Origin of the sequence: Shewanella sp. K8 (assembly GCF_028823715.1) — a bacterium.
Taxonomy (GTDB): domain Bacteria; phylum Pseudomonadota; class Gammaproteobacteria; order Enterobacterales; family Shewanellaceae; genus Shewanella; species Shewanella algae.
Genome location: NZ_JAPEHY010000002.1, coordinates 146,872 through 159,478 on the forward strand (window position 1 = coordinate 146,872; position 12,607 = coordinate 159,478).

The 12,607-nt window shown below is 54.2% G+C and carries 10 protein-coding genes; 3 read left to right on the forward strand and 7 right to left on the reverse strand.

Annotated elements, in window-relative coordinates; all coding sequences use genetic code 11:
• Positions 1-14: 14 nt before the first annotated feature.
• Positions 15-1,670: a phosphate ABC transporter permease PstA gene (gene pstA / locus ON072_RS02095; RefSeq protein WP_109248653.1), complete on the reverse strand. Its 1,656-nt coding sequence runs from the start codon at positions 1,668-1,670 to the stop codon at positions 15-17.
• 62 nt (positions 1,671-1,732) lie between these two features.
• Entirely contained in the window at positions 1,733-3,991 is a 2,259-nt protein-coding gene (locus ON072_RS02100) for an ABC transporter permease subunit (protein WP_101096666.1), read from the reverse strand.
• Positions 3,992-4,166: 175 nt separating this feature from the next.
• On the opposite strand from ON072_RS02100, the gene ON072_RS02105 reads away from it, so the two are divergent.
• From ON072_RS02105 to ON072_RS02115, 3 genes are all read left to right on the forward strand, one after another.
• On the forward strand, positions 4,167-4,670 hold the full coding sequence (locus tag ON072_RS02105) for a glycine cleavage system protein R (RefSeq protein WP_107111016.1): 504 nt from the start codon (positions 4,167-4,169) through the stop codon (positions 4,668-4,670).
• Between the two features lie 130 nt (positions 4,671-4,800).
• Complete coding sequence (locus ON072_RS02110) at positions 4,801-5,619, forward strand: DUF2797 domain-containing protein (RefSeq protein WP_261752749.1); 819 nt, start codon at positions 4,801-4,803, stop codon at positions 5,617-5,619.
• Between the two features lie 140 nt (positions 5,620-5,759).
• A complete protein-coding gene (locus ON072_RS02115; protein WP_093982697.1) occupies positions 5,760-6,329 on the forward strand; it encodes a DUF1415 domain-containing protein in 570 nt (189 codons plus the stop codon).
• 60 nt (positions 6,330-6,389) lie between these two features.
• Here ON072_RS02115 and ON072_RS02120 read toward each other — a convergent pair whose 3' ends face one another.
• The 5 genes from ON072_RS02120 to betA all read right to left on the reverse strand — a co-directional run bounded on the left by ON072_RS02120 (position 6,390) and on the right by betA (position 12,598).
• Positions 6,390-7,967, reverse strand: coding sequence for a methyl-accepting chemotaxis protein (locus ON072_RS02120; RefSeq protein WP_261752750.1), 1,578 nt, complete (start codon positions 7,965-7,967; stop codon positions 6,390-6,392).
• 42 nt (positions 7,968-8,009) lie between these two features.
• Positions 8,010-8,624 (reverse strand): PDC sensor domain-containing protein, encoded by a 615-nt coding sequence (locus ON072_RS02125; RefSeq protein WP_208140158.1) that lies wholly within the window; start codon positions 8,622-8,624, stop codon positions 8,010-8,012.
• 151 nt (positions 8,625-8,775) lie between these two features.
• Complete coding sequence (locus tag ON072_RS02130) at positions 8,776-9,495, reverse strand: TorF family putative porin (RefSeq protein ID WP_371873724.1); 720 nt, start codon at positions 9,493-9,495, stop codon at positions 8,776-8,778.
• Positions 9,496-9,533: 38 nt separating this feature from the next.
• A complete protein-coding gene (locus ON072_RS02135) occupies positions 9,534-10,751 on the reverse strand; it encodes a BCCT family transporter (protein WP_144166237.1) in 1,218 nt (405 codons plus the stop codon).
• 161 nt (positions 10,752-10,912) lie between these two features.
• Complete coding sequence (gene betA / locus ON072_RS02140; protein ID WP_261752751.1) at positions 10,913-12,598, reverse strand: choline dehydrogenase; 1,686 nt, start codon at positions 12,596-12,598, stop codon at positions 10,913-10,915.
• Positions 12,599-12,607: the final 9 nt, after the last annotated feature.

Genomic DNA, 12,607 nt, shown 5'->3' on the forward strand with positions numbered 1-12,607 from the left:
AGGATAATCGTCAATTAGTGTTCAAGCGAGCGGTACTTTTCACGCAGATGGTTGCGCACGCTGATAGCCGTCAGGTTGAGTGCCACGATCACAGATACCAGCAGGAACGAGGTGGCATAGACCAAAGGCCTGGCAGCTTCTACGTTGGGGCTCTGGAAACCGACATCATAAATATGGAACCCGAGGTGCATGAACTTACGCTCAAGATGCACGAAGGGGAAATTCATATCCACAGGCAAGGTAGGCGCCAACTTGACCACCCCCACCAGCATCAAGGGTGCCACTTCGCCGGCGGCGCGGGCAACAGCCAGAATAAGCCCTGTCATAATCGCCGGGCTGGCCATGGGGATAATAATCCGCCACAGGGTTTCGGCCTTGGTGGCCCCCAGTGCCAGGCTGCCCTGACGCACTGAGCTTGGAATACGTGACAAGCCTTCCTCGGTGGAAACTATCACCACAGGCAGGGTCAGAATCGCCAAAGTCAGTGCCGACCAGATAACCCCGGGAGAGCCAAAGGTGGGCGACGGCAACGCCTCTGGATAGAACAGCTGATCCAGCGAGCCCCCCAACATATAGACAAAGAAGCCCAGACCAAACACCCCGTACACAATCGAAGGCACACCGGCGAGGTTGATCACCGCGATACGTATCATCTTGGTGATTGGCCCTTTCTTGGCGTATTCGTGCAGATAGATGGCGGCCACCACACCGAATGGTGTCACTATCACGGCCATAAGCAACACCATGAATACTGTGCCGAAAATCGCCGGAAACACCCCGCCCTCTGTGTTGGCTTCGCGGGGATCGTCACTGATAAAGCGTCCCAGACCAACAAACCAGTGGCCAACCTTGTCGATAAAGCCCATGCGGTTGACATAGCTGACATCGAGCACCGAATCCAGGCTGAGGGTCACTTCTTCGCCGCGCATGTCGCGTACTATCACAGAGTCACGCCCGGCTTGCTCACGCAGAGAGAACAGCTGCTTTTCCAACCCTTGATAATGCTGGTTCAGTTGCTGACGCTTGGACTCAAGCTCGGCCTTGCGCTCAGGCGTCAAGGCATCATCAAGCTCATAGCCACGTTCTTTGAGGCGCAGACGTTCCAGCTCATAGTTAACCGCGCCTATGTCCTGCTTCTGCAGTGCCATCGCCTGATCGGCCAGGTCCACTGCGCGCTCGATATGCTCCTCGAGTGAGTTCTGCACATCGCCACCGAGTTCCAGCCGCTGGCCCTTCTCAATCACGGCCACAGGGTAGCCGTAGAAGTTACCGTTCTTGGTACGCTCTATCATGGCCAAGCCTTCCGGGGTGGAGCGCGACACAATATCTGTCTCCAAAATCCAGCGGAAATCCAGGCCGACAAACTCACGGTTACCCGTCTTGACCAGATAACGGGTCACAAACTCACCCGGCTCTGAGTTGAAGTGGTAACCGGCGGATTTCAACCGCTCGGTCGGCACTTCTTCTCTGTCGTACAGCTCTCCTATCAGGGTGTAGCGCTGGCCTTTGTCATCCTGCATCTCCCACTGATAGATATCCGCGGGCCAGAAATAGCTCAGGCCACGCCAGGCGATGAGTAACAATAGCCCCAACACCGCAATCAAACTCAGGCTAACGGCGCCCCCTGTCATCCAGATCCAGGGAGAGCCTGATTTAAACCACTTACCCATTGCACAAACCCCTTAAGGTGATTGGCGAAACATCTAGTGTTCTATTCATAATTTCTCTCCCGTTACAGTGAGCTGTAGCGGTCGCGCAGACGCTGACGCACCACTTCGGCCACAGTGTTGAACAGGAAGGTAAAGATAAAGAGCACAAAGGCTGCGAGGAACAATACCCGGTAATGAGAGCTGCCGATGGCCGACTCCGGCATTTCCACCGCGATATTGGCCGCCAGGGTCCGCATCCCTTCAAACACGCTCCACTCCATGATGGCGGTGTTCCCCGTGGCCATGAGTACAATCATGGTTTCACCCACGGCGCGGCCAAGGCCCATCATGACTGCCGAGAATATCCCCGGGCTTGCGGTCAGCAACACTACCCGGGTCAGGGTCTGCCAGGGGGTCGCTCCCAAGGCCAGGCTGCCGTTCGACAGGTGACGCGGCACAGAGAAGATGGCGTCTTCGGCAATGGAGAAGATGGTTGGAATGACGGCAAAGCCCATGGCAATTCCCACCACCAGCGCGTTACGCTGATCGAAGGTGATCCCCAGCTCATTGGTGATGAACTGGCGGGTGTCGCCGTGGAAGAAGGCCACTTCGATTGCCGGGCTGATGGTAAAAGAGAACCAACCGACAAAACAGATAACCGGGATCAGCATCAGTTCCTGATAGGTTTCCGGCAGTATCGCCTTGATGCGACCCGGCAGCTTGGACCAGGCATAGGCACTGGTCACTATGCTTATCGGCAACAGCAGCAGCAAGGCCAGAATGCCGGGCAGATGCTCTTCAATCAGCGGTGCCAGCCAGAGACCGGCCAGGAAACCGAGGATCACTGTCGGCAGGGCTTCCATGATTTCAATGGTAGGCTTGACTATGCTGCGCACCTTGGGCGACATGAAATAGGCGGTATAGATGGCGCCGGCAATCGCCAGAGGAACGGCAAACAGCATGGCATAGAACGCCGCCTTGAGCGTACCGAATGCCAGCGGCATCAGGCTGAGCTTGGCTTCAAAATCATCCGAGCCGGAAGTGGACTGCCAGACAAACTGCGGCTCAGGGTAACCTTCGTACCAAACCTTGTTCCATAGGGCACTCCAGGAAACTTCCGGGTGGTCGTTGTCAACCGCGTACAGGTGCAGCTTGCTACCATCTTCAATGATTAAGGCATTGGAGCGGGGGCTGAAGCCCATAACACCCGGCGCCTTGAGATCGAACTTCTTGTCGAACAGCTCGCGCTCACTCGTGGTGTAAAGCAAAGACAGTTCACCCTCGGGGCTCACTGTGGCAAAGCTCTTACGGTAGAACTCAGAGGCTATGGTGTCCACCTTACCCAAACCGCTAAACTCGCGGATCTCCTGATAGACACGTCCGCGGTCGCTGGCCACCTGAAAATACTGGGCCACCACACCGCTGTCGTAGCCTACCAGCAGTGAACTGGCGCCCGCCAGCAGGCTCAAACTGGTGACCTTGGCCTTGGCTTTCTCGACATCTATCACCTGTTGCAGCGAGATTTCATCCACATATTGAATGTTGTAGACAAAAATTTTGCTGCCGGACTGCAGCAGCAGTTGGCGCTGATCCGGGGTCATGAGTTGATGTTCAGTACGGGAAGGCGCATCCGGCAGTGGCATGGTTTGTGTGTTCCACTCCACTTCCTCTGTCATCATGTTCTCTTCGCCGACCATCTTGGTCAGTTGCCAGCGATTCTGGCTGTCCTGGTAGGCAAAGCTCATGCTCTCCGAGCTATAGCCGAAGGCGAGATTCTTGAGTGGCGAGCCATCCTCGGCAACCGTCAGTGCCGACTCCCCCAGTGGATACTTGACCTTGGGAGTGATCAGGCGCTGGTTATTGGGATAGCTGACACCAAACTCGACCCCGGCCAATAAGAGTTGACCGTTATCCAGTCCGAGGGCAAACAACTGCTGGCTTGGGGCGCTGACGGCGCTGCTGACCACTTTGCTCGAATCTGGCACAGGCAGTTTCACCTGTTGGTGCTGCTGTTCGCCTTTGACCCTGAAGAAATCCACCACGCCTTGGTCACCGACCCGATAGAGCAGTTCATTTTGCTCGTCACTGCCCACCATCAGCGTCTTGTCTGAACTGGCCGGCAGGCTAACTTCGGTGACGGGTTCAACACTGGCGCCGTCAAACACCGGCTTAATCACGTAAAGCAGATAGAAAAAGATCAACAAAAGGGCGACGAACACCATGGTTCCGCCCACTGTTACCCCTATCTGCGCGGCCTTATCCTTGAAGGCTCTGCGGCCGGAGCCTTTGCTCACCAACAGATCTTTCGACGCAGAAGCAGGCTGAATGACCTGACTTTCCATTAAGAACCTCTATTATTAATAGCTGTTAGGCTTTTTTACCGAATTAACCGTACGTTATTGCGTTTCGGCCAACCCAGGTAAGACCATCCCTTATCGAGTGGCTGGGATTATATGACGCAAAAATGACAATAGTGTTACATAGCTTTTTTTAACATTATTCAGGAGTCTGTCTACCATGCTTCGTTACCTTATCACACTGCAAGTCCCTGACAGAAAAGGATTGGTTGAGCAGATTGCCCATGCGGTCAGCCGCCACGGTGGCAACTGGCTCGACTCGGAATTACGTCATATAGACGGGATTTTTGCCGCTATTTTGCTACTTGAGGTTCCCAGCGAACACTGGGATGACCTGCTCGATGCCCTGGAGTGCGTCGATGGTATGGCGCTCACCAGTGCCAGGGCCGGCCAGCAGCAGAAATATATCAAACGCCTGAGTTTCAACCTGGTGGCCTACGACAGGCCCGGGCTGGTGCTGGACATTTCCAACAGGATCAATGCCCTGGGCATCAATATCGAGCAATTCAGCAGCAAGTTTGAAACCGCGGGCCATACCGGCATCGCCCTGTTTCGGGCCACCATCAGCCTGGGATTGACCGACCCTATGCAGGAGGAGCGCCTGACCGAATCTCTCTACAGCATAGGTGATGATCTGGTACTGGATAAGCTGAATCTGACCTGAGCCCGATACTGCAGCTGCCCGACCTCTGACTCTTGAGTGCCTGCAAAAGCAGCAACCGATGTGCAATCGATAATTCCTGTTAGGAAAACTGATACACTGGCGAAAATCAAAAGAACAGAGTTTTGTCGTTATGCTTGGAACACTGGATAAGATGGCCGTCGCCCTGGACGAGAACCATCTGGCACAATACACCCTCAGAGTGGCTGAACAGCGCCTGGCGTTGAACCCTTTGATAGGCAAGAGTTTAACCCTGAGTCACACGGGTAACATCTTCTGCTGCAACTGCGGTAAGAAGACCAAGAAGAGTTACTCCCAGGGCCACTGTTATGTCTGTATGCAGAAACTCGCCAGCTGCGATCTCTGCGTGATGAAACCGGAAACCTGCCACTATGATCAGGGAACCTGCCGCGAACCCGAATGGGGCGACACGCATTGCATGGTGCCCCACTATGTTTACCTGTCCAATACCTCGGGAATAAAGGTCGGCATTACCCGCCACACCCAGTTGCCCACCCGCTGGCTGGATCAGGGAGCCACTCAGGGGCTGCCGATATTCAAGGTCAGCAGCAGGCAGCTTTCCGGCCTTATCGAAGTCGAACTGGCCAAACTGATTGCCGACAAGACCAACTGGCAGGCGATGCTCAAGGGCAACAACGACGAGATAGATCTCAAGGCCAAGGCCGAAACGCTATTGCCGAGTATCGAAACCCGCTTGCACGAGCTGGCAATGAGCCGCGGTGATTACAAGATAGAGAGATTGACCGAGGCAGAGACTCAAATTCACTACCCGGTCAGTGAGTTTCCAAAGAAGATCAAGTCCCATAACTTTGACAAAGAAGCCATTGTCAGCGGCACTCTGATGGGCATCAAGGGTCAGTACCTGCTTTTCGATACCGGAGTAATCAATATCCGCAAGTTCACCTCTTATGAAGTGGAAGTCAGCTACTGATTTTTTAATTCGAGCAAACAAGCGGCGCCACTTGGATGGGCGCCGTATTTCATCCCTCAGTACCTTTGGTGCTTGCCAGTACCCCAGAGGCTGCCTATGATGGCCGCCAATAACGCCCTTACACAGATACAGAGCAGAATATGGCCACAGACTCCATGATGGGATCCCAGACTATCGCCGCCCAAACCCAGGCTTGGGTCAAGGAGGTGATCATGAAGTACAACATCTGCCCCTTCGCCAGACGGGAAGTCGAGCGCGACTCGATTCGTTACACAGTTTGCGAAGAAAGCCGCATGGATACGGCCTTGCAGGCGTTGCTGGACGAGTGCCAATATCTGGATGAGCACCCACAAGCGGAAACCAGCCTGTTCATTCTGCCGAGGGGCTTTGAAGGCTTTCATCTTTATCTGGATCTGTTGGCCTTTGCCGAGCAGCTGTTGTTCGAAGAGGGTTATGAAGGGGTTTACCAGTTGGCCAGCTTTCACCCCGACTATTGTTTCGAAGGGGAGGCCCAGGATGATGCCGCCAACTACACCAACAGAGCGCCCTATCCGACCCTGCATATCATACGTGAAGCCAGTATGGAACAGGCCCTGGCCGAATATGATGATCCTGAGTCGATTCCCGAGCGCAACATCGCCTTTGCCCGCCGCAAGGGCAGCGAGTTCTTCGCCAAACTGCTGCAAAACTGCCTGAGCCGAAAACCATAAAAAAACAGATAAGCCTTGATGTGATTCAGGCTTATCTGCCCCTTCCCAGACCTTGAAACCCTAGACTTTGAAACGCCCGAGGGTTACCTGGGTCTTATTGATTAGGTCGAAGAGCTCACTGCCATGGTGCGCCGCTTCCTCGGCGCTGCTGGCGGAGATTTCACTCAGATGATGCAACTGTTCCAGATCATGGGACAGACTCTCGGCCGAGCGTGCCTGAGATTGGGTCGCCGAGGCTATCAGGCTGTTGACGCTGGAAATGGCGTCTACCTTGGCGGCAATCAGCTGCAGTGCTTCACGGCTCTGCTGTGCCTGCTCAACCCCCTCCCGAGCCTTGTTACAACTGGCATTCATCACATCTGCGGCATCTTTACTGCCGGCTTGCAAACGTTCTATCATCGCCTTGATCTCTTCGGTCGACTGCTGAGTCTTGCTGGCCAGAGAGCGTACTTCGTCGGCCACAACGGCAAAGCCCCGCCCCTGCTCACCGGCGCGGGCTGCCTCTATGGCCGCATTCAGTGCCAGCAGATTGGTCTGCTCGGCAATCGCCTGGATCACTTCGAGGATCCGCCCTATCTGCTGACTGTCATCATAAAGCCGCTGAATCACTCCCGAGGCCCGCTCCACCTCGGCGGCAAGTGAGTCTATCGACTCACGATTGCGCTCTATGATGGCCTGCACTTCCTGGGAGACCGCCCTGGCATCCTTGGTGGAATCTTCTGCCTCGGCCGCGTTTTGTGCCACCTCGTGGATCACGCTGGACATATCACGTATCGAGTGGGACATCTGTTCCAGGCTGCCGCGCTGCTCTTGAGTGGCGGCATTGGCACTCTGGGATGTATGGCGGCTTTGGGTGGCTATCTCGGTCAAGGAACTCGACTGAGCGGTAACATCGGCCAGGGCTTCCTGCACCTTGATAATGAAGTGATTGATGTTGTCACACAGGCCGCGCAACTCATCGTCGCTCGAATATTCGATACGCCGACGCAGATCCCCTTCTCCGCGAGCCAACTCCTGCGCCAGTTGGGTGATCCTGTCCACCGGGCGCATCACCAGGCGCTTCATCACCAGCAGCAGGCAGATGATGATCGCCACGGCGACTGGAATAGCAACGGCTATGCCTCCCAGCAACATAGCATTTGTCTGCCGCTGGATCTCCTGAAGACCCCAGCTCATGCCCAGTACCCCAATCAGCGCCTGATCACGACTGTTGATAATGGGATGAAGTATTTGAATATCCTTGTCGGTGACCAAGGTCTGAGGCTCACCGGCTTTCAGTTGCGGCAGATGCTGCCCCAGCGAGGTCTGCATCTGGGCGCCGGTCTTGCCTGGCTCGCCAAACTGAGCAAAAACGGCCTGCGAAGCATCAAACACCACGGCATACCCAAGGTTCCCCCGGGTCTGTTTGGCCAGATTGACAAACTCCTCCTCGACCTTGTCCGCCTTGCCAAATTTCACCGCATTGAGCAGTTGTTGCGACACAAATCCGGTGATCACCTGACTGCTGATCCGCTCCATATCGACCAGAGTGCTGGTGAGCCTATGCTGGCTTATAAAGTTGGTCAGCGTAAAACCGGCCAAAACCACCACAGAGGCGATCAAGGCCATCTTGCTGCTGATCCTGTTGAAGATTCCCATACAGACCTCCCTGACTGAGGGGAAATAACAAGCAAAAGACGCTTACAGTAGCTCTACGTTGATCCCCAGTGTAATGGCGCCTATCACTGCACCGGACGAGGGGTCGACAACAGGCAGACTCAGCTGACTCTGATAACTCTGGGTAGACTCATCCTCTTCCACCTCGCTGATATGGATACTGTCCGGCCCCTTGGCGAAGGTTTGCTGCCATTTGGCTTCGTCCCCCTGCCAATAATCTGAAGTCATGGCACTCTGTCCCACATTCAATCCCTTGTCATCCATAACGAATATTTCGGTATAAAGGCCATTGCTTTGCTGCAGTTTCTGCCGCAAAAAATCGGAAAGCGGATTGTTGAGAAGCTTATCCACCAATGGCTTGTCGGCAGCAGCAACCTGAGCACGCCATTGCTTGTCCAAGTCGAGAATTTGCTCCTTGGAAAGTTCGGCATTGGCACTGTTTTGTTGCTTGATGCTATCGACGATCAAAGGGTCGCCAAGCCAACTCTTGACCTGGGTATTGGCAAGTTCGCTGATGGCGGCTTCATAGTCGTTGGCATTGGCTGCTGCGGCAACAAACATAGAAGTCACGCCTAGCAGCGTCACACTAAACAATGCGGCGCAAGATTTGCTGCGACAAAATTTGCTGATAGAAGTCATCTGGGTTGCTCCCTGCTGTGATAGAAATCATCCTGAGATAAGACTAGTCAACAAATCACAAGAGCGCTTGAAAGATAAAAGAATATTCTTAAGTAAGCCGCAAGGCCCGGCTGAAGCCGCCCACTCCAGCCTGGGCCAATAGGGCAGCTCTTCAGAAGGTGAATCTGTGCGACAGGCTTAGCACCAATCTGGCATCGGCATTGTCCGAGTCCAGGCTGGTATCTTCACCTGCCAGCTCAATATCTATGCCGTGATATTGGGTCTGGTAGGCGATGCGGTAGTGTTGATAGCCTCTGCTCCCCTGCCACTGCCACTTGTCTGTATCATCCGATGTGGAACGGTCAAAACTCAACCTCAGCCGGTGACCGGGCGCCAATTCAAAACTGTGGGCCAGCATCACTATGCTGTGGCCGGCACCGGTACCAAAGTAATCCCAGCTGTACCAGAGATTCAGCTCCGACTGACCGAATGGCGACTGATAACCCCACTTGGCATAAGCTTCCGGATAGTTGTAGTCATCGGAAAAGGATTCGCCGTGATAGCTGTAATAGGCAAGCCCGGCATCCAGGCTCAGGTATTCATTGAACTGGTAAAAATAACCTGCGTAACCGTCAAGTTCCAACCAGGTATCATCGCCGCCACCGAAGTCGACATTGGAAGCGAAGCTGCCAAGATACCAGCCACTTTCACTACTGTAATCCAAGCTGGCCTGTAACGCCGGGCCTTCATCTGTCTGACTGACCCCGTTGAAACTGTAATCCGATGCCAGGGTCACGGTCGATGACCACTCGGCCTCGGCCGTGAAAGTCAGTGTCAGCAGTGCCGCCACACCGCCGCTCTTGAGATAATTTGCCATGGCGTTCAAGCGCATCTGTGTTCCTCTTTTGGTTTTATGGATTGAAGCCGGCATCAGTCAGCCAACTCTATTTTATTAAAATCTATGGTGTTTTCTTTGGGAGAGCCTTGGATCCGGCCCAAGGTTTTCAGTTTGGTCAGCAGCATGTAACCGGCACAGGCGAAGATAAGCCCAATGGCCAGGGCCCCAACCCATTGAATCTCCAAGAAATCCAGTTGGAACAGCAAGGTCAGCAGCACCATCACGGCGATATTGCCAAGCAGATAGTTGCGTTTGCCGAGCCTGACAACCGTCAGTCCCAGGTTATCCGTGTAGAGACGGATCAATGAGTCCAGCGAATTAACCACAAAGGTAATGCCCACCATGACCATGGCCAGGTTATAAAAGCCGGATGTGGATATGGCCTGGGTATCGTAGAAATAGAGGACACTGAACCAAATCGCGATGGGAATGGAGGGAAACACCATCATGGCCAGCAGCAGCTGCCAGGTTTTGATCCCGCCGACAAATCGCGAGGTAAACTGGCCTATCATAATGCTCCAGGCAAACCACCAGAACAGGTAAAAGGCGTGATAGTCATTGAGCGGCAACACAAAATGCTTGATATCGACAAAGTACTCACCCAATAACGAAAAGGTGGTAATGAAGTCGCCGACAGTGCCGCTCTCCCCTAAAAATGCGCCACTCCACATCAGGGCTATCAGCGCCACAAACAGCCAGGTACTGGCCAGGCTGAGCACCTTGACGTATTTAATGCTGGTACTGGAATAAACCGCGATGGCGATAACGGCAAACACTATCAAATAGAAGGCGCCTATGACGGACTCTCCATCGCCCATCTCCGGCAGATACCAGGGCAAGTTACTGAGCAGCAGATAAGCAGTGAAGGCACAGGTGCCGATAATCACCATGTTGTTGATGAACTTTACCGCCTTGAGTTCAAAGAACTTCACTCTGGGTTCAATGACGCAAAAATAGAAACAGGTGACAAAGTAAAAACCCCAGATGAGAAAGGCCCAAAATCCAAACTCTATCGCCAAGGGATTGGAAAAGGCGTATTCGGGGCTGCTGTTGGTATCTGTGTAAGTGCCGAATTCGGTGAGCGGGAACATGATCAAGCCTACATCCAGGCCTGAGGTGAACAAAATAGCGATAAAGGTGTTGATCCGCACCGGGGTGACACCTACGCAGGGGATGTTGCCCCACCGATACAGGATCACCCCTATCATGGCAAAGGTAAATAAGATCCCTGCTGAAAGCCAAAGCTCCATAATTTTTCCCTTTATTGTTGATTTAAATTATATTTTTCTAATTCCAGCCCCAGACTAATGGCGAATTTTGGCCAGCAAAAAGCCCTCGGCTTGGCTGCGCCGATTTCAGCATTGACAGGGGTTAAGGGGCCGACTACAGACTGGCCCCTTGGATTTTAAGATCAGCTAGGCCGCTCGGGTGCGTGGCAGCGCTGCTGCGCTCGCCACTTGTCAGCCAGAACAACTGTGGCATCAGAGGCCGGTAAGGCTTCACGGCCGCGGATAATATCGGCGGCCTTCTCTGCCAACATTATGGTCGGTGCATTGAGGTTGCCATTGGGAATGGTGGGGAATACGGAAGAGTCCACGACTCTCAGTCCTTCAATGCCATGCACCCGGTTTTGCGGGTCCACCACGGCCATGGGATCTGTGCCCATCTTGCAGGAACAGGATGGATGATAAGCACTCTCTACCGAGCGACGAACAAAGGCATCGATCTGCTCATCGGTTTCCACCTTGGCACCAGGCTGGATCTCTTCTCCGCGATAACCATCGAATGCCGGCTGATGAATAATCTCCCGGGTCAGGCGCACACAGGCGCGAAAGCCTTCGATATCATCCTGGTGCTGCAAATAGTTAAAACGTATCTGCGGATGCTGGTGCGGATCGCTGCTCTGTACCCTGACCCATCCCCGGCTCTTGGGCTTATTGTGGCCGATATGCACCTGAAAACCATCGCCATCAAAGGCTTCCCGGCCGTCATAACGCATGGCGGCGGGCAGGAAGTGATACTGGAGATCCGGTGCGGCCAGGCCCGCCTTGGAGCGGATAAAACCGCAGGATTCAAAATGGTTGGTCGCCCCGAGTCCCGTCTTGGTAAAGAACCAGCGGCTGCCGATCAGGAACTTGTTCCACCAATCCAGTTTGCGGTTGAGGGAAACTGGCTGGGTGCAACGGAACTGAAAATAGAACTCCAGATGATCCTGAAGATTCTCCCCCACCCCGGGCAAGGCATGCTCCAGCTCAATACCGGCTTCTTTAAGGACTTCGGGCGCACCTATACCGGAAAGCTGCAGCAGATGGGGCGAGCCCACAGGACCTGCTGAAAGGATCACTTCACCGCCCATGCAAACCATGGCCTGCTGCAACTTGCCGCCGCATTCATAGCGCACCCCGGTTGCCACCTTGTCCTGCAGCAATACCTTGTGCACCAAGGCGCCGGTCACCACTTTTAAATTATCCCGTGTCATGGCCGGACGCAGATAGGCATTGGCCGTAGACCAGCGCACACCATTTTTCACCGTCATATGCATGGCGCCAAAGCCTTCCTGCTGGGCACCGTTGTAATCATCCGTGGCCAGGTAACCGGCTTGCACACCGGCATCAACAAAGGCCTTATACAGAGGATTAGCCATGCGGTTGCCGTTGTTGACCCCCAAGGGCCCTCTATCGCCTCGATACTTGTCACCGCCAAAGGCCCAAGTCTCGGCCTTTTTGAAATAGGGCAAGCAATCGGCGTAGCTCCAGCCCTCGGCGCCACTGGCTTGCCACTCATCAAAGTCATGGGCGTGACCGCGGACGTAGACCATGCCGTTGATGGATGAAGAACCGCCGAGCACCTTGCCCCTGGGACAATGCATGCGCCGGTTGTCCAGCCCCGGTTCAGGCTCGGTTTCAAACTGCCAGGCATACTTTTGGGTATTCATGGGAATGGACAACGCCGTTGGCATCTGAATAAAGATGCTGCGATCGCTGCCGCCGGTTTCCAGCAACAAGACCCGTTTGTTTTTATCTTCGCTCAGGCGGTTGGCCAGCACGCACCCTGCGCTACCGGCACCGACAATGATGTAATCGAAATTCTGATTCATAACGGCTCC

Coding starts and splice junctions, on each gene's coding strand:
- pstA (WP_109248653.1), bottom strand. CDS start 1,670: ATGGGTAAGTGGTTTAAATCAGGCTCTCCCTGGATCTGGATGACAGGG.
- ON072_RS02100 (WP_101096666.1), bottom strand. CDS start 3,991: ATGGAAAGTCAGGTCATTCAGCCTGCTTCTGCGTCGAAAGATCTGTTG.
- ON072_RS02105 (WP_107111016.1), top strand. CDS start 4,167: ATGCTTCGTTACCTTATCACACTGCAAGTCCCTGACAGAAAAGGATTG.
- ON072_RS02110 (WP_261752749.1), top strand. CDS start 4,801: ATGCTTGGAACACTGGATAAGATGGCCGTCGCCCTGGACGAGAACCAT.
- ON072_RS02115 (WP_093982697.1), top strand. CDS start 5,760: ATGGCCACAGACTCCATGATGGGATCCCAGACTATCGCCGCCCAAACC.
- ON072_RS02120 (WP_261752750.1), bottom strand. CDS start 7,967: ATGGGAATCTTCAACAGGATCAGCAGCAAGATGGCCTTGATCGCCTCT.
- ON072_RS02125 (WP_208140158.1), bottom strand. CDS start 8,624: ATGACTTCTATCAGCAAATTTTGTCGCAGCAAATCTTGCGCCGCATTG.
- ON072_RS02130 (WP_371873724.1), bottom strand. CDS start 9,495: ATGCGCTTGAACGCCATGGCAAATTATCTCAAGAGCGGCGGTGTGGCG.
- ON072_RS02135 (WP_144166237.1), bottom strand. CDS start 10,751: ATGGAGCTTTGGCTTTCAGCAGGGATCTTATTTACCTTTGCCATGATA.
- betA (WP_261752751.1), bottom strand. CDS start 12,598: ATGAATCAGAATTTCGATTACATCATTGTCGGTGCCGGTAGCGCAGGG.